Genomic DNA, 16762 nt, shown 5'->3' with positions numbered 1-16762 from the left:
CCCGCCCGGACTAACGGCGCGGGCGGCGTTCCACGTCCTCTTCCTCGTACGGGACCGGAATGAACTGCACCGAGGGACGCCGCTGAGCCGGCTGGGGGTACATCTCCATCAGCAGGTAGATGTCCCGGGAAAGCCCGGTGGTGACCGGGAGGCCAAGGCCCTGCAGTTTCTCGGCGGTGATCGGAAAATCGTGTGTCCACCGGCCGGAGGCGAGCATGTGCGCCACCTCCCGAGCGGTGGGCTCTTCCATTTTCCCGGCCAGCAGGTAGTAGACGAAGTCCTCCACCTGGTTCAAGGCCTTGGCCGAGATGTCGGCCATGATCAGGGTGCGGTCGGACACCCGTTCGTCGCCCTTGCGGCGTACCGCTTCCATGATCGACGCCGCGGGGAATTGCCCCAGCTGCGGGTCCACCGGCCCGAGCACCGCGTTTTCGTCCATGATGATTTCGTCGGCGGACAGGGCGATCATGGTGCCCCCGGACATGGCGTAGTGGGGCACCAGCACGGTGACCTTGGCCGGGTGCCGCAAGAGCGCCCGGGCGATCTGCTCCGAGGCGAGCACTAGGCCGCCGGGCGTGTGCAGCACCAGGTCGATCGGCAGGTGCGGGGGTGTGAGCCGGATCGCCCGCAGGACCTGCTCGGAATCCTCCACGTTGATGTACCGGGTGAGGGGGATGCCGAATAGGCTGATCAGCTCCTGCCGATGAATCAGGGTGATCAGGCGGGCGCCGCGTTTCCTTTCGATCTTGCGGATCAGTTTGATACGGGCTTTTTGCACCTGGCGCTGGCGGGCCACCGACATAAGCGCCGCCAGGACCAGGAGAATCCAGAAGACCTCGAAGAAGGGAAAATCCAATTGCCGGGCCTCCTTCCGGTATCCCCGGTTATTGTGCACCCCGGAGGCGGTTTTTAGCCCGCCGCCGCGGTCGCGGGCCGGACGCACCAGGGCTTGAAGATTAGGCAAGGAGAATCGAGATAACGCAATGCCGATCGAACTCATTTTCGCCACTTCCTTTGTCATCGGCCTGACCGGGGCGATGATGCCGGGACCCCTGCTCACCCTCGCGGTGGCGGAGTCCGCCCGGCACGGCTTCCGGGCCGGCCCGCTTCTGATCCTGGGCCATGGCCTCCTGGAGGCCGCGCTGATCATGGCCCTGACCGCCGGGCTGGCGGCCGTCCTGGTCCGGACGGAGGTGACCGCGTTCATCGCCGTCGTGGGCGGCGGCTTTCTGATCTGGATGGGGTATTGTATCGCCCGGGACGCCCTCCGGGGGCGGGTGCAGTTGGCCGTGGCCGCGGGCGGCAAGCCGGGGTCTGTTGCCGCCACGATCCACGCGGAGCGCGCCGGAACCGCAACGGTGGGCGCGGCGAAAACGGGAACCGCCGACGGCAACGCGGCCATGGCGGCCTCGGTCACCATTCCCGAAACCCGCGCCGTTACCGTTCCCGGAACCCAAGCGGGGGCGGCGTCGGGCACCCGTTACGCGCCGCGCCTGGTGGGCCTCGGGATCGCCACCAGCCTGGCCAATCCCTACTTCATCCTCTGGTGGGCGACCATCGGCCTGGGCTACATTACCCTCTCCCTCGAACGGGGTCCGGCCGGCCTGGCCGCCTTTTTTTCCGGCCACGTCATGGCCGACCTGGCCTGGTACAGCCTGGTGGCGGCGGCGGTCGCCGGAAGCGGCCGCTTCCTGACACCCCGGATTTACCGCGGCATCCTGGCGGTGTGCGGGTTCTTCCTGGTTACATTGGGCGGCTACTTCATCTGGAGCGGGCTGGTAATAAACCGGTGGCTGGGGTAAAATAATTGGGATAAATGGCATTCGAGGAGGCTTTTGGCCATGACGGTGGTATTGTGCGGCATCGTGCCGCATCCGCCGGTGATGGTGCCCGAGGTGGGCGGCCGGCGGGCGGCGGATACGGCGGCCTCGCAGGACGCCTTGCTGGAACTGGGGCGGCGGATCACCGCGAGCGGCACCGAGACCCTGGTGCTCATCACGCCTCACGGCTCGGTGTTCGGCGAGGGCGTCGGGATCACCATGGTTTCCCGGCTGCGGGGTGACTTAAGCCGGTTCGGCGCGCCGAAAGTCGCCTTCGACTTGCCCAACGACCTCGAACTGGCCGCCGAGATCCGCATCAAGTGCGAGGCTTACGACTTGCTCACGGTGGCCGTCGACGAACAGGCCGAGCGCATCTACCGGGGCCGGGCCTCCACCGGCCTGGACCACGGTGTCACCGCGCCCCTGTACTGGCTGCGGCGGGCCGGCGCGGAACTGCCGTTGGTGGTGGCCGGGATGGGCCTGATGTCCCGTGAGAAGCTCTACCTCTTCGGCCGGGCCGTACGGGAAGCCGCCGCGGCCCTGCAGCGCAAAACGGCCCTCATCGCCAGCGGGGACCTGTCCCACCGGTTGACCCGGGACGCACCGGCGGGGTACAGCCGCGCCGCCAAAGATTTTGACGCCCGGGTGGTCGAGCTGCTCCGCCGGGGAGACCTCCGGGGCCTGGTGGAAATAGATGAGGACTTGGCCGAGGAGGCCGGCGAATGCGGCCTCCGGCCGATCATTATGATGCTGGGTGCGCTGGACGGTCGGGATTTCGTTTCCGAGGTGCTGTCCTACGAGGCACCCTTCGGGGTGGGCTACATGGTCGCCGCCTTGGTCCCCGGGGAACCGCGGCCGGCAGGCCGGGAAGAGCTGGCGGAGGAACTCCGGGAACGGCGGGCTCAAGCCCTCGCCGCCCGGCGGACCCGGGAGAGTTACCTGGCAAGCCTCGCCCGCCGGCAGGTGGAGAGCCACTGCCGCAAAACCGAGCCGCCTGATCCGGGCGACGTTCCGCCCGAGTTCCAGCGTTCCGGAGGGACGTTCGTCTCCATCAAGAAGCACGGTCAACTCCGCGGTTGCATCGGCACCATCCTGCCCACGCGGGATACCATCGTGGAAGAGGTGCTGCAGAACGCCTTGGCGGCCGCCAACCGCGATCCGCGCTTCTTCCCCGTGCGCGCGGCGGAACTGGAGGACCTCCAGTATTCGGTGGACGTGCTGTCGCCGCTTGAGCCGGTCGAGGACCTGTCCACCCTGGACCCGAAGCAGTACGGGGTGGTCGTGTCGCACGGGCGCCGCTCGGGGGTGCTCCTGCCCGACCTGGAAGGGATCGACACCGTTGCGGACCAGCTGGCCATCGTCCGGGAAAAAGCCGGTCTCGCGCCGGACGCGCCCATCAAGGTGGAGCGCTTCACGGTCACCCGCTACACCTGATCCAAGCGAAGGAAGGTGGGTTGCCCTTGCGCCGGGCCGAGTTCTTTGTCGCCGAACCGGAGCAACAATACGTCACCTGCGTGCTTTGCCCGAACCGGTGCGTGATCAAGGAAGGCCGCACCGGTGTTTGCCGTGTGCGCAAGAACGTGGGCGGCGTTTTACACACTTTGAACTTCGGGGAGGTCGCCTCTTACGGTGTCGATCCGATCGAGAAGAAACCACTGTACCACTTCCACCCCGGGCACGAGATCTTCTCGCTGGGCACGGTGGGCTGCAACCTGCACTGCCGGTTCTGCCAGAACTGGGAGATCGCCCACGGGGAGCCCTCGACCATCCGGGTCACGCCCGCCAAGATCGTCGAGCTCGCCCGCCGGCAGAACCGCCACTGCATCGGGATCGCCTACACCTATTCCGAACCGGTGGTCTGGTACGAGTTTGTTTACGAGACGGCAATGCAAGCCCGCAAGGCCGGCCTGAAAAACGTCCTGGTCACCAATGGGTTCATTGAACCGGAGCCGTTGGAGCGGCTTCTGCCGTACGTGGACGCCATGAACATCGACATGAAGGCCTTCACCGACGACTTCTACCGCCGGATGTGTGCCGGGCGCCTGGACCCGGTCCGGCGCACGGTCGAGACGGCGGCGCCGCGGTGCCTGGTGGAGCTGACCACGCTCCTGGTCACCGGGGAGAACGACTCCCCGGAGGAAATCCGGGAGCTGGCCGCTTGGATAGCCGGGATCAACCCGGAGATTCCTTTGCACCTGTCCCGCTATTTTCCGAACTACCGCCTGGATCTTCCCGCGACGCCGCTCGAGACGATGCGGCGCGCCCGGGAGATCGCTAAAGAACGGCTCGCCCATGTGTACCTGGGGAACGTCTGGGACGTGGAAAACGGTTATACTTACTGCCCGCAATGCCAAAAAAAGGTCATTGAGCGGTCGGGGTACATTGTCCGGGAATTGCACTTGAGTGCCGGCAACCGTTGCGCGCACTGCGGCTACGCCCTGAATATCGCCGGGGAGGCGCGCGTCACGGACTCCGAGCGGCGGCCGCGGCGCGGGGGGCTTTTTTGAGGTTCCCTTCAATACTACCCTCTTCCCCTAAATCCGCAATTGTTCAGAAATTCGGCGTTCAGAAATCGGCACCCGTTCCGAAATTTAAGGTTGAATTTTTATAGATGTCTTTGTATAATTATGAACATTAGTTCTGGGGGGTCGGGAGCATTGATCAAGGTTGGAATCGTGGGGTCCACCGGCTATACGGGCGCGGAGCTGGTCCGTCTGTTGACCCGCCACCTGCACGTCGAACTGGCCGGCTTGACTTCCCGCAGCTATGTCGGCGAGCACTACTGGCGGGTTTACCCGCACCTGAAGAACTACACCGACCTGCAGTGCGAGGAACTTGACCTGCCCCGCCTGGTGGACAGGGCGGACGTGCTTTTCACGGCCCTGCCGCACGGGCATTCCATGGACGTGGCCCGGGAAGTGCTCTCCCAGGGCAAGAAGCTGGTCGACCTGGGGGCCGACTTTCGTTTCCGTGACCAGGCGGTGTATGAATCCTGGTACCGGGTGCCCCATACCGCCGCCGAACTGCTGCCCCATGCGGTGTACGGCCTGCCGGAAGTCAACCGTGAGGCCGTCCGCGGTGCGGCCTTGACGGCCAACCCGGGCTGCTACCCGACGGCATCCATCCTGGGCCTGGCGCCGCTTTTGGCCGGGGGCTTGATCGACCCCGGCGGGATGGTGATCGACGCCAAGTCCGGCGTTTCCGGAGCGGGGCGGGGTTTTTCCCTGAAGACCCATTTCGCCGAGACCAACGAGAACTTCCAGGCTTACAACGTGGGGATGCACCGGCACACGCCGGAGATCGAGGAGCAGTTGGGAAGGCTGGCGGGGCGGGAGTTGACCGTGACCTTTACGCCCCACCTGGTGCCGATGGTCCGGGGGATCCTGGCCACCATCTACACCCGTCCGGCGGCGGCGCTGCCGGACAGGGACGAGCTATACGAGCTTTACGCCGATTACTACCGGGAGGAACCGTTCGTCCGGGTGCTCCTGCCCGGGGTGCTGCCGCAGACCAAGGCGGTGGCCGGCACCAACCACTGCGACCTGGCGGTGGTCCCCGACCCGCGCACCGGCCGGGTGATCGTGCTCGCGGCGATCGACAACCTGGTGAAGGGCGCTTCCGGCCAGGCGGTGCAAAACATGAACCTGATGTTCGGCCTGGACGAGACCACGGGGCTGATGTCCCCGGGGCTGTATCCTTAGGAGGAACAGGAATATAGAATCCAGGAGGGCTTGTGATGCCTGATTTCGAGTTTGAGTGGCTGGACGGCGGGGGGATCACGGCCGCCGGGGGTTTCAAGGCCAGCGGGCTGCACGCCGGGTTGAAACGCAACAAGAAGGACCTGGCGCTAATTTTTTCGGAGCGCCCGGGAACGGCGGCGGGGGTCTTTACGACCAACCGGGTCAAGGGCGCGCCCCTCGTGGTCTCCATGCCTCGAGTCCGTGCCGGCCGGCTGCAGGCCCTGGTCATCAACAGCGGCAACGCCAACACCTGCAACGGCCCCGGCGGGATCGAGGACGCCTTGGAGATGGGGCGCGTGACTGCGGCGGCGCTTGGCATCCCCGAGGAGACGGTACTGGTCGCCTCCACCGGGGTGATCGGGCAGCGCCTGCCCCTGGAGAAGATCGCGGAGGCGGTCCCGCGGGCGGCGGCGGTTTTGAGCGCCGAGGGGGGGCTCGATGCGGCCGAGGCGATCATGACCACCGACACCGTGCCCAAGCAGGCCGCCCTGCGTTTCAAAGCCGTGCCGGACGGGCCGGTGGTGACCATCGGCGGCATCGCGAAGGGGTCCGGCATGATTCACCCGAACATGGCCACAATGATGGCTTTTGTCACCACGGACGCCGCTGTTGAGGGGCGGCTCTTGCAGGAAGCCGTGCGCTACGCCGTCGACCGGTCGTTCAACATGATCAGCGTGGACGGGGACACGAGCACCAACGACATGGTGGTGGCCGTCGCCAACGGCTGGTCCGGGGCCGAACCGGCGGCCGCCGGCAGCGCCGCCTACGACCGTTTCGTGGAGGCGCTGACCGCGGTCTGCGCCCGCCTGGCCCGGGCGATCGCCCGCGACGGAGAGGGGGCGACCCGGCTGCTGGAAGTGCGGGTCAAGGGTGCGCCGAGTGCAGAGGACGCCCGCCTGGCCGCCCGCGCGGTGGTCAGTTCCAGCCTGGTAAAGACGGCTGTTTTCGGCAACGACGCCAACTGGGGCCGGATCATCTGCGCCGCCGGCTATTCGGGCGCCGTGTTCAATCCCGACCGTTTCGACGTGTACCTGGGCGACCTCCAGGTGGCCGGCGAAGGGCGGGGGCTGGATTTTGACGAGGAGCGGGCCGGTATGATTCTGGCCCGGGACCCGGTGGTGGTCACGGTCGACTTTCACGACGGGGACGGCGAGGCCCGGGCGTGGGGGTGCGACTTCTCATACGACTACGTGCGGATCAATGCTAACTACCGAACCTGATCAAGCGAAGGCGGGAGGTTGGAAAAGTGGACGGGGGCAGCGGGAACATGGGGATGGAGCTTACGGCGCTTGATAAAGCCGGAATCCTGGTGGAGGCTCTGCCGTACATCAAGAAGTTTTACGGCAAAATCGTGGTCGTCAAGTACGGCGGGCACGCCATGGCGGACCGCCGGCTGAAACAGGCGGTGATCCAGGACGTTGTGCTGATGAAGTACGTGGGCATGCACCCGGTGCTGGTGCACGGGGGCGGCCCGGACATCACCGACATGCTGCGCAAGCTCGGCAAGGAGTCCGACTTCGTCAACGGCCTGCGGGTGACCGACCGCGAGACCATGGAAATCGTGGAGATGGTCCTGGTCGGCAAGGTGAACAAGGAAATCGTCGGCCTGATCAACAAGACCGGCGGGCGCGCCATCGGCTTGTGCGGCAAGGACGCCGACCTGTTCGAGGCGGCTAAGAAAATGCCCGAAGTCAAGAAGTCCGACGGCAGTTGGGAAGCGGTCGACATCGGCTTTGTGGGCGAAGTGGCCCGGGTGAACCCCGAGATCATCAAGAACGTGATCAAGGAAGGTTACATCCCGGTCATCGCGCCGACCGCGGTCGGCCCGGACGGGGAAAGCTACAACATCAACGCCGACTATGTGGCGGGGAAACTCGCGGCCGCGCTGCAGGCCGAAAAATTGGTGCTCTTGACCGACGTGGAGGGGATCATGCGGCGTCCGGGCGACCCGGAATCCCTCATGTCGGTCATCCGAATGGAGGAGGTCGGCCCCCTCAGGGAAGCAGGCGTCGTCAGCGGCGGGATGCTCCCCAAGGTCGAGGCCTGCCTGGAGGCGCTGCGGGCCGGGGTGAACCGCACCCACATCTTAAACGGCCGCCAGCCGCACGCCGTCTTGCTGGAGGTCTTCACCGACGAGGGCATCGGCACCATGGTCCTCCCCTAAAAAGGGGGACAGTCCCCTATTTCCTCTGACACTTTTTGACTTTGTGGGGAGCCGCTCTGGGGAGCAAGGAGAGGGGTTGGTGGTTTTGAACCAGGAGGAGATCATCACGCAGGCGGGGCGGTACCTGATGCAGACTTACGGCCGCCTGCCGCTGGCCCTGGTGCGCGGCGAGGGCGCCTACGTCTGGGACGCCGCGGGCCGGCGGTACCTGGACTTTGTGTCCGGCGTGGCCGTGAACGGCCTGGGCCACTGCCACCCGCGGGTGGTGGCGGCGGTCCGGGAGCAGGCCGGGGTGCTGATGCACTGCTCGAACCTGTACCACATCGAGCCGCAGGTGCGCCTGGCCGGGCTCCTGGTGGAAAATTCCGCCCTGGACCGCGTTTTCTTCTGCAACAGCGGGGCGGAGGCGGTGGAGGCGGCCATCAAGCTGGCCCGCAAGTGCGCTAAAAAGCGCCACGGCCCGGAACGCTACGAGATCATCACCGCGTGGGCGTCCTTCCACGGCCGGACGCTCGCGGCGCTCACCGCCACCGGGCAGCCCAAGTACCAGCAGGGGTTCGAGCCGCTGCCCCCGGGCTTTAGGCACGTCCCCTTCAACGACCTGGACGCCCTGCGCGCCGCCGTGGGGGAACACACCGGCGCGGTGATGCTGGAGCCGGTCCAGGGCGAGGGCGGCGTGCACGTCGCCGCCCCGGACTACCTGCGCGGGGTGCGCGCGCTCTGCGACGAACGCGGGCTCCTTTTGATCCTGGACGAGGTGCAGACCGGCATCGGCCGCACCGGGCGGCTCTTCGCCCACGAGCACTACGGGATCACGCCGGACATCATGTCCGTGGCGAAAGCGCTGGGCGGCGGGTTCCCGATCGGCGCCGCCCTGGCCCGGGAGGACGTGGCCGCCGCGTTCACGCCGGGCGACCACGCGTCGACCTTCGGCGGCAACCCCCTGGCCTGCGCGGCTGCGGCGGCCGCGGTGGAAACCATCCTGGAGGACGGCTTCCTCGACCGGGTGACGCGCACGGCCGGGCATTTGCGCCACCGGCTGGAGGAACTGCAATCGCGTTTCCTCTTCATCCGCGAGGTGCGGGGCTTGGGGATGCTGATCGGCGCCGAACTGGACCGCGACGCCGCCAAGGTCATCCAGGCACGCTGCCAGGATTCGGGGCTTTTGATCAACGCCGTCGGCGACCGGATTCTGCGTTTCCTGCCGCCGCTCACGGTGACCCCGGCCGAGGTGGACGCCGCGGCGGACATCCTGGCCGCCGCACTGGCCCAAGAAAGCGAGGGATGAGGTTGACGAGCCTCAAAGGGCGCGACTTCCTTTCGATCCTGGACTTCTCCGTTCCGGAGCTGGAGGCCGTCTTCGGCTTGGCCCGGGACCTCAAAGCCAGGCAAAAGGCCGGCGAGGCCCACCCGCTGTGCGCCGGCAAGACCCTGGCAATGATCTTTCAGAAGCCCTCAACCCGGACCCGGGTCTCCTTCGAGACCGGCATGTTCCAGCTCGGCGGGCACGCCCTGTATTTAAACGCCGCCGACCTGCAGCTGGGCCGCGGCGAGACGGTGGCCGACACCGCCCGGGTGCTCTCCCGCTACGTGGACGGGATCATGATCCGGACCTTCAAGCAGTCCGACGTCGAGGAGCTGGCCGCCCACGCCGGCGTGCCGGTCATCAACGGCCTCACCGACCGGGAACATCCGTGCCAGATTTTGGCCGACCTGCTGACCATTCTGGAGCACAAGGGCCGCCTGGCCGGGCTGAAGCTGGCCTACGTCGGCGACGGGAACAACGTCGCCCACTCGCTCCTCCTGGGCGGGGCCCGCCTCGGGATGCGGGTGGCCGTGGCGTCGCCCCGCGGTTACGAACCGGCGCCGGACCTGGTCTACCGGGCGGCCGCCGAAGCGCTGACGGCCGGCGGGGCGGTCGAGCCGACCACCGACCCGGTGGCCGCCGTCCGCGGCGCCGACGTGGTGGTCACCGACACATGGGCGTCCATGGGCCGGGAGAGCGAGCACGCCGCCCGGGTCAAGGCCTTTGCCGCCTATCAGGTGAACGAGGCGCTCACCGCGCACGCCCGGCCGGACTACATCTTCATGCACTGCCTGCCGGCCCACCGGGGCGAGGAAGTGGTGGACGCAGTCATGGACGGCCCGCACAGCGTGATCTGGGACGAGGCCGAGAACCGCCTGCACGTCCAGAAGGCGCTCCTGGCCCTGGTGCTCTAAGCAAGCACCGCCTTCCGGCACCCTATTGCGGTTATGTTAAGGGTCAGGACCAGTAGCTTAACAGAAGCAGTCACATCGCGGGTGGCACCGTGTGCGGCTTGGTGCGTACAGGGTGGTCCAACCTGAGGTGCCGGCACAGCGCCGGTAGAATTGAAGGGAGACGCGACGCGAAATGCCCAAAGTGGTACTGGCCTACTCCGGAGGCCTGGACACCTCGATCATCATTCCGTGGCTTAAGGAGAACTACGGCTACGAGGTCATCGCCATGGTGGCTGACCTCGGCCAAGGGGACGACTACGACGCCGTCCGCGAAAAGGCGCTCAAAAGCGGCGCCGCCGGGGTGCACGTCCGGGACGTGAAGCGCGAGTTCGCGGAGGACTACCTCTTTCCGCTGGTTCGCTCCGGCGCCGTGTACGAGGGCAAGTACCTCCTGGGCACCTCGGTGGCCCGCCCGCTGATCGCCAAATGCCTGGTGGAGACGGCCGAGGCCGAAGGCGCAAAAGCCGTCGCCCACGGCGCTACCGGCAAGGGCAACGACCAGGTGCGCTTCGAGGTTAGCGTGATGGCCTTGAACCCCGACCTGAAGGTGATCGCGCCCTGGCGCGAGTGGGACATCCGCTCCCGCCGGGAGGCTTTTGCCTACGCCGCCGCGCGCGGCATTCCGGTGCCCGCCACCAAGGAACGCCCGTTCAGCATGGACCAGAACCTCTGGCACTTGAGCCACGAGGGGGGCGTGCTCGAGGACCCCGGGAACGCACCGCCGGACGACCTCTACCTTCTGACCGTCCCGCCCGAGCGGGCGCCCGACCACCCGGCCTACGTGGAGCTGGAGTTCGAGCGGGGCGTCCCGGCCCGCCTGGACGGCGCCCTCGCGGACCCGGTCACCCTGGTGGAGCGGCTGAACGCCCTCGGCGGGGCCAACGGGGTCGGGATCGTGGACATGGTGGAGAACCGCCTGGTCGGGATGAAGTCGCGGGGCGTCTACGAAACGCCCGGGGGCACCATCCTGACGGCCGCCCACCGCGAGTTGGAACTGCTGACCCTGGACCGGAACACCCTGCACTTCAAGGACACCGTCGCCGTCCGCTATGCCGAGCTGGTCTACGACGGCCTCTGGTTCACGCCGTTGCGGCAGGCGCTGGACGCCTTCGTGACCGAGACCCAGAAACCGGTCACCGGCCGCGTGCGGATGAAACTCTACAAGGGGAACTGCGTCCCGGCCGGGGCCTGGTCCCCGTTTTCCCTGTACGACCAGGACCTCTCCACCTTCGAGGAGGACGAGGTTTACGACCAAAAGGACGCGGCCGGGTTCATCAACCTGTTCGGGCTCCCGGTCCGGATACAGGCCCGGGTCCGCAAGCGCAACCGCTGAAGAGCCCGCGGCCGATCACGATTACCTTGCGCCCGTGTTTCCGATTGATTGAGTTTCCCTATAACGGAGGGCAAGATATATGTCCAGACTGTGGGGTGGGCGGTTCCGCAAGGGGAGCGACCCGCTGGTGGAGGAGTTCCACTCGTCCCTGTCCTTTGACCGGCGCCTGTACGCCTACGACATCCGCGGCAGCGCCGCCCACGCGCGCATGCTCGGGCGGGCCGGGATCATCAGCACCGAAGAGGCCCGCATACTGGAGGCCGGCCTGCAGGCGGTCCTCGCGGATTTTGACGCCGGCCGGGTGGCCTTTTCCCCGGATGACGAGGACATCCACAGCCTGGTGGAACGGCTGCTGATCGCCCGGGTCGGGGATGTGGGCAAAAAACTGCACACCGCCCGCAGCCGCAACGACCAGGTGGCCTTGGACGTCCGGATGTACTTAAAGGACGAGATCGACGCCGTCCGGGAGCTGCTGGCCGAACTCCAGCACACTCTCCTGGACCTGGCCGAACGCCACGTCGAGACGCTCATGCCGGGCTACACCCATCTCCAGCGGGCGCAGCCGGTGACCTTGGCGCACCACCTGCTGGCCTACGTGGAGATGTTCCACCGCGATGCCGGGCGGCTGGCCGACTGCCGCCGCCGGACCGACGTGCTGCCCCTGGGCGCCGGCGCCCTGGCCGGGACCGTTTTCCCGATCGACCGGGAATACACGGCTGCCGAACTGGGGTTCGCCGCCCTGGCCGAAAACAGCCTGGACGCCGTGTCGGACCGCGACTTCGCGGTCGAGTTCTGCGCCGCGGCCGCCCTGATCATGGTGCATCTCTCGCGGTTTTGCGAGGAACTGGTGCTCTGGACCTCGGCAGAATTTGGGTTCGCCGAGATGGACGACGCCTTCGCCACCGGGAGCAGCATGATGCCCCAGAAGAAGAACCCGGACATGGCCGAGCTGATCCGGGGCAAGTCGGGCCGGGTATTCGGGGACCTGCAGGCGCTGCTGGCCATGCTCAAAGGGCTGCCGCTCGCCTACAACAAGGATATGCAGGAGGACAAGGAGGCCCTGTTCGACGCCGTGGACACGGTGAAGAAGTGCCTCCTGGTGTTCACCGCTATGGTCGCCACCGTCAGCTTCCGGGAGCAGGCTCTTGCCCGGGCGACCCGGAGCGGGTTCACCAACGCCACCGACCTGGCCGACTACCTGGCCGGGCGGGGGGTGCCGTTCCGCGAGGCCCACGCGGTCGTTGGCGAGATAGTCCTTTTTGCCCTCGATCACGGCAAGACCCTCGAGGAACTCACCCTGGACGAGTACCGCCGGTTCTCGGCGGCCGTCGGGGAGGACGTGTACGCCGCCATCCGGGTCGAGCACTGCCTCGCCGCCCGCAAGGCGCGCGGCGGCCCGGCGCCCGAAACGGTCCGCGCCGCCATCGCCCGCGCCCGCGCGCGCCTGGAGGAGTCTAGCCTGCCCAGTTCTTGAGATCCCATTTCTAAACCGCTTTCGCTTTTAGGCATATTCAGGCACACGCTCCGGGTTTGCATGGCGGGAAAGGAATGGCGCCTGGATGATGTCGTGATGAGGCCGTCTCTGTTTCTCCGAATGAAAACACCTTCGGTCAGGGCATGATAGTTGCCGGAGGTGTTTGCAGTGGTCAACCTAACCCAGAAGGAAAGAATGCTTTTGCAGGACCAGAAAAGCCACGAGGAAATCTGCATCCAGAAGTACACCAACTACGCCCAGGAGGCTCAGGACCCCGAGTTAAAGCAGTTGTTTGCCGACTATGCCGAGCAGGAAAGGCAGCACCTGAACACCATCAACCAGATGCTGAACGGTGAGGTGCCAAACCTGCAGCAGGGTCGGCAAAGCCGGCAACAGCAACTCCAACAGCAAAAGCAGTTCGTGCAGTTCCGGGACCAACCGGTTCCTATGCAGGGAGCCACGGCAAATGAGAAGGACGCCGCCCTGTGCAACGACCTCTTGATGACCGAGAAATACGTTTCCGGCACTTACGACACAGCCATCTTTGAATTCACGAACACCGCCATGCGCCAAGCGTTGAACCACATCCAAAAAGAGGAGCAGCAACACGGAGAAGGCATCTTCAACTACATGCAAAGCCGGGGCATGTATAACCCGCAGTAGTGGTTCCTCAAGGTTTCTGTGTTTTCTGTGGCCCCTTGACCAGAGGCGGACTTGCTTGAATCAAGTCCGCCTCCGTCGTACGGCACCAAGGCTTCGTGATCACGGTAGAAGCTCTCGCGCCCGGAAACGAACCTCGGCCTTTTTCAAATAGGCTGCCGTCAATTTATCCCGCTTCAAAGGTTCATCCCTCCCAAAAAACCGTCCTTGGTCTGCCATTCCCAGGTGTTGCCGTGCTGGACCTTGCGTGCCCCCGACCGCTGAAGCAGTTCCCCGGAGGCCTTAATGATGTGGTCGATTAAACCGGCTGGATCATAGATAATCAGGTGGTTGTCCGCCAGGTCGAAATATACGGGCTGCATCTTCAATGCTTCTTTCCGGCTGAGGATATAAGGGGAAAGTGGTCGAGAAAAGCCGTTTCGTCTGTTTTTCTCCCAGCCCCTCTCCCAGCCCCTTTTTGTGCTATAATATCGGAAAGCAATATCGATCTCCGTTATCGAAGGGGTGATGACGTGAGCGAGTCAATGATCCGAGAATTCTTCTTGGGTTTTATCAAGATTCACATCCTCTACCATGCCGAACAAGAACCGGTCTACGGCGCCTACTTGATCCAAGAACTAGCCGGGCACGGATATGAAATCAGCCCCGGGACCTTGTATCCCACCCTCCACCAAATGGAGCGAAGGGGCTACCTGAAAAAAGAGGAACGCGTGGTTATGGGAAAGACGCGAAAGTACTACAGTATCACACAGACGGGCAAGGCGGCTTTAGAGGAAGCACGAGGGAGAATCAGGGAATTGGTGGGTGAAGTCCTGTAACTCCGTAAAAAGGAGCGTCGAGGCGTGAATATTGAGGGCAATCCCATAGAAAATACGCGTGTTGACCGTCCGACCAGCCCGAACAGAGTGGGCTTAAAGAATATTATTGAAATACTGGCTGTGACCACCCGGCTCGGCTTGACCTCCTTCGGCGGGCCCATCGCCCACCTGAGCTACTTTCACCACGAATACGTGCGCCGGCGCAAGTGGCTGGATGACGGCAGTTATGCGGACCTGGTCGCTTTGTGCCAAATACTGCCCGGCCCGGCCAGCAGCCAGGTGGGGATGGCCATCGGGGCCATGCGCGGAGGCATTCCGGGTGCGGTTGCGGCCTGGCTTGGTTTCACCCTGCCGTCCATGTTGGTCATGATTGCCTTCGCCCTCCTGCTGGCGGGATTCAATCTGGAAAGCACGGGCCTGATTCACGGTCTTAAGATTGTGGCGGTCGCCGTCGTCGCCCATGCCGTGCTGGGTATGGGCAGAAACCTGATCCCGGACCGGAACCGGGCCACAATCGCCATAGTCACGGCAGGCGTCGTTCTGATGGCGCAATCCGCCGGAGCCCAAGTTCTTTTGATTCTTTTGGCAGGACTAACCGGCGCTCTGCTGTATCAAAAAATAGAGGTACCCAATGCTTCACGATTTACCGTACCCGTTAACCGCGCAGTCTCCCTGATCTCTTTGGCTTTATTTTTCTTTTTGTTGCTGCTTTTGCCGGTCTTGAGACAGCTGATCCCGTATCAGGAACTGGCGGTGTTTGACAGCTTCTATCGTGCCGGTGCCCTGGTCTTCGGCGGGGGACACGTGGTGCTGCCGCTGCTGGAAAGGGAAGTCGTGCCGGTGGGCTGGGTGAGCAAGGAAATGTTCTTGGCCGGCTATGGGGCGGCTCAGGCTGTTCCGGGTCCGCTGTTTACATTTGCCTCCTATCTGGGAGCCGTGATGGGGGGTTGGCCGGTTGCCGTTTTGGTGACGGTGGCGGTGTTTTTGCCGTCGTTTCTGTTGATCATCGGCATTTTGCCCTTTTGGCAAACCCTCCGCCGGTATCCCGAAGTTCAGGGCTCGCTCATGGGCGTCAACGCTGCTGTAGTTGGCCTGTTGCTGGCCGCCCTTTACGATCCCATCTGGACCAGTTCAATCAATAAGCCGGTCGATTTCGTCCTGGCAGTGGCTTTGTTCGGTATGCTTGAATACTGGAAGTTACCGTCGTGGGTAATTGTCATCACAGGGGCCGCCGGGGGTATCCTGGTTTTTCTGACCGGTAACTGAAGTTGGTTTCACTAGTGCCGCTTCATAATGGAGTTTACGGGCGAGGAGATTCCGTTGCTCACGCCGGGCGAAGCCTGGGAGAGACTGCTCCGAAACGAGTCCCTTGTGTACGTGGACGGGTTCTTCGGGGCGATTCCCGGTGGGCGGTTCGCCGTCCGTGAATCCCGGATCACCCACGTCGCCTTGGTCTACCTCCCGCGCCACCCGCAATTGGTGCGCAACGAGCAGTACGACCTGATGTACCGGTTTGCCGGTGAAGCCGCGGTCGGCGGCGGCCGGGTCGAATTTGCGGCCTACGTGGATGCCCGGAAGAGATAGCAGAGGACACGGGAATAGGTTTCGTGTCCCCTCTTGCGGCTGAAACCCGGAGCCCAGGCCGGCAACAACCTGCCGGACCGCGCGCCGCGTACAACATCTTGTTAAGCCAAAGACGGCAAAAAAAGTTTATTCTGAATATTAGTTTTAGAAGGCAAACAGGAGAATGGTATGGCTGAGCCGAATAGTAATTCACAATGCCTTGATGCTAAAAGCAACCAGTCCAGTCGCTGTACCGTTCGGCCGCTGCTTGGCGGTTACTGTGTCTCAAGGGGATTATCCATATGAATCAACGGCTTATTGGCAGGGAGATTTTCTGGGCTGCGGCGCTGATACTGTTCTTTTGGGTGGCCTCCATGCTGCTCCGCCGGCTGCAGCTGATGGTCGCGGTTGAGTACGGCCTGGCTGGCGTATTGCTGGCGGCGGTACCGTTGCTGCACGTTATGTTCGGAGTCCTATTGGGTCTGCCCTGGCTTTTTGAGCGCTGGGATACACATACGGGTTTCAACTGGTCCAAACTCCTGGTTCAGGGTCTTCCCGCCCTGGTGCTTGCCATTCCCACGCTGTTGATCATGCGGATCTTTGACATTAGCGAAGCCCAGGTAAGCTACCTTCCCTGGGAAGTAATGAAAAATCACGGCCCGGGTCAGTTCGTGGTATACTTGGCGTCTGTGTGGTTCGGGAAGGTGCTTGTGGACAGCGCCAAGGGCTTCAAGCGTCCCGCCTCCCGGCGGAACCGGTCCACGCGGTTCAGGCCGCCCCCCAAGATCGGATGGTCCTAGCGAGGCCCTGGGCCCAGGTTCCGGGGCCTTTTTGCTTGCGGAGTTATATTCGCTTCCTTGGGACAACGTAGCCTAATAAGGTCCCTGTTGCAACTAGGCTCCTGAAGGCAAGTCCGGAAGGTGAACAGAGT

At 64.3% G+C, this 16762-nt stretch carries 17 protein-coding genes; 15 read left to right on the top strand and 2 right to left on the bottom strand.

The window, feature by feature from the left end:
- Positions 1-10: 10 nt before the first annotated feature.
- A complete protein-coding gene (locus AB1402_04410; protein MEW6540843.1) occupies positions 11-856 on the bottom strand; it encodes a hypothetical protein in 846 nt (281 codons plus the stop codon).
- 127 nt (positions 857-983) lie between these two features.
- Here AB1402_04410 and AB1402_04405 point away from each other — a divergent pair, with 127 nt between their 5' ends.
- The 11 genes from AB1402_04405 (at position 984) to AB1402_04355 (ending at position 13453) form a co-directional block, all read left to right on the top strand.
- A complete protein-coding gene (locus AB1402_04405) occupies positions 984-1802 on the top strand; it encodes a LysE family transporter (protein MEW6540842.1) in 819 nt (272 codons plus the stop codon).
- A gap of 39 nt (positions 1803-1841) precedes the next feature.
- Positions 1842-3254, top strand: a complete 1413-nt coding sequence (gene amrA / locus AB1402_04400; GenBank protein MEW6540841.1) for an AmmeMemoRadiSam system protein A — start codon at positions 1842-1844, stop codon at positions 3252-3254.
- Positions 3255-3280: 26 nt separating this feature from the next.
- Positions 3281-4327: an AmmeMemoRadiSam system radical SAM enzyme gene (gene amrS / locus AB1402_04395; protein MEW6540840.1), complete on the top strand. Its 1047-nt coding sequence runs from the start codon at positions 3281-3283 to the stop codon at positions 4325-4327.
- Between the two features lie 150 nt (positions 4328-4477).
- On the top strand, positions 4478-5521 hold the full coding sequence (argC, locus tag AB1402_04390) for an N-acetyl-gamma-glutamyl-phosphate reductase (protein MEW6540839.1): 1044 nt from the start codon (positions 4478-4480) through the stop codon (positions 5519-5521).
- Between the two features lie 35 nt (positions 5522-5556).
- On the top strand, positions 5557-6780 hold the full coding sequence (argJ, locus tag AB1402_04385) for a bifunctional ornithine acetyltransferase/N-acetylglutamate synthase (GenBank protein MEW6540838.1): 1224 nt from the start codon (positions 5557-5559) through the stop codon (positions 6778-6780).
- 53 nt (positions 6781-6833) lie between these two features.
- Positions 6834-7724 carry an acetylglutamate kinase gene (argB, locus tag AB1402_04380; protein MEW6540837.1) on the top strand — a complete coding sequence of 297 codons (891 nt, stop codon included), beginning with the start codon at positions 6834-6836 and terminating at the stop codon, positions 7722-7724.
- Positions 7725-7809: 85 nt separating this feature from the next.
- On the top strand, positions 7810-9012 hold the full coding sequence (locus tag AB1402_04375; GenBank protein ID MEW6540836.1) for an acetylornithine transaminase: 1203 nt from the start codon (positions 7810-7812) through the stop codon (positions 9010-9012).
- Positions 9009-9944 (top strand): ornithine carbamoyltransferase, encoded by a 936-nt coding sequence (gene argF, locus AB1402_04370; GenBank protein ID MEW6540835.1) that lies wholly within the window; start codon positions 9009-9011, stop codon positions 9942-9944. Before AB1402_04375 ends, argF begins: the two co-directional genes overlap by 4 nt.
- A gap of 172 nt (positions 9945-10116) precedes the next feature.
- Positions 10117-11316 carry an argininosuccinate synthase gene (locus AB1402_04365; protein ID MEW6540834.1) on the top strand — a complete coding sequence of 400 codons (1200 nt, stop codon included), beginning with the start codon at positions 10117-10119 and terminating at the stop codon, positions 11314-11316.
- Positions 11317-11395: 79 nt separating this feature from the next.
- Entirely contained in the window at positions 11396-12790 is a 1395-nt protein-coding gene (argH, locus tag AB1402_04360; GenBank protein ID MEW6540833.1) for an argininosuccinate lyase, read from the top strand.
- Between the two features lie 168 nt (positions 12791-12958).
- Positions 12959-13453 (top strand): spore coat protein, encoded by a 495-nt coding sequence (locus AB1402_04355; protein ID MEW6540832.1) that lies wholly within the window; start codon positions 12959-12961, stop codon positions 13451-13453.
- 173 nt (positions 13454-13626) lie between these two features.
- Here AB1402_04355 and AB1402_04350 read toward each other — a convergent pair whose 3' ends face one another.
- Entirely contained in the window at positions 13627-13812 is a 186-nt protein-coding gene (locus AB1402_04350; GenBank protein ID MEW6540831.1) for a hypothetical protein, read from the bottom strand.
- 150 nt (positions 13813-13962) lie between these two features.
- On the opposite strand from AB1402_04350, the gene AB1402_04345 reads away from it, so the two are divergent.
- The 4 genes from AB1402_04345 (at position 13963) to AB1402_04330 (ending at position 16631) form a co-directional block, all read left to right on the top strand.
- Positions 13963-14268 (top strand): PadR family transcriptional regulator, encoded by a 306-nt coding sequence (locus AB1402_04345; protein ID MEW6540830.1) that lies wholly within the window; start codon positions 13963-13965, stop codon positions 14266-14268.
- Between the two features lie 24 nt (positions 14269-14292).
- On the top strand, positions 14293-15534 hold the full coding sequence (locus tag AB1402_04340) for a chromate transporter (GenBank protein ID MEW6540829.1): 1242 nt from the start codon (positions 14293-14295) through the stop codon (positions 15532-15534).
- A 27-nt stretch (positions 15535-15561) separates the two neighbouring features.
- Positions 15562-15852: a hypothetical protein gene (locus AB1402_04335; GenBank protein MEW6540828.1), complete on the top strand. Its 291-nt coding sequence runs from the start codon at positions 15562-15564 to the stop codon at positions 15850-15852.
- A 281-nt stretch (positions 15853-16133) separates the two neighbouring features.
- Positions 16134-16631, top strand: coding sequence for a hypothetical protein (locus tag AB1402_04330; GenBank protein MEW6540827.1), 498 nt, complete (start codon positions 16134-16136; stop codon positions 16629-16631).
- The last annotated feature ends 131 nt before the right edge of the window (positions 16632-16762 follow it).

The organism is Bacillota bacterium, from assembly GCA_040757205.1.
GTDB lineage: Bacteria > Bacillota > Desulfotomaculia > Desulfotomaculales > Desulforudaceae > Desulforudis.
This window is presented reverse-complemented; position numbering and strand designations above follow the sequence as displayed.

Coding starts and splice junctions, on each gene's coding strand:
- AB1402_04405 (MEW6540842.1), top strand. CDS start 984: ATGCCGATCGAACTCATTTTCGCCACTTCCTTTGTCATCGGCCTGACC.
- amrA (MEW6540841.1), top strand. CDS start 1,842: ATGACGGTGGTATTGTGCGGCATCGTGCCGCATCCGCCGGTGATGGTG.
- argJ (MEW6540838.1), top strand. CDS start 5,557: ATGCCTGATTTCGAGTTTGAGTGGCTGGACGGCGGGGGGATCACGGCC.
- argB (MEW6540837.1), top strand. CDS start 6,834: ATGGAGCTTACGGCGCTTGATAAAGCCGGAATCCTGGTGGAGGCTCTG.
- argF (MEW6540835.1), top strand. CDS start 9,009: ATGAGGTTGACGAGCCTCAAAGGGCGCGACTTCCTTTCGATCCTGGAC.
- AB1402_04365 (MEW6540834.1), top strand. CDS start 10,117: ATGCCCAAAGTGGTACTGGCCTACTCCGGAGGCCTGGACACCTCGATC.
- argH (MEW6540833.1), top strand. CDS start 11,396: ATGTCCAGACTGTGGGGTGGGCGGTTCCGCAAGGGGAGCGACCCGCTG.
- AB1402_04350 (MEW6540831.1), bottom strand. CDS start 13,812: ATGCAGCCCGTATATTTCGACCTGGCGGACAACCACCTGATTATCTAT.
- AB1402_04335 (MEW6540828.1), top strand. CDS start 15,562: ATGGAGTTTACGGGCGAGGAGATTCCGTTGCTCACGCCGGGCGAAGCC.
- AB1402_04330 (MEW6540827.1), top strand. CDS start 16,134: ATGAATCAACGGCTTATTGGCAGGGAGATTTTCTGGGCTGCGGCGCTG.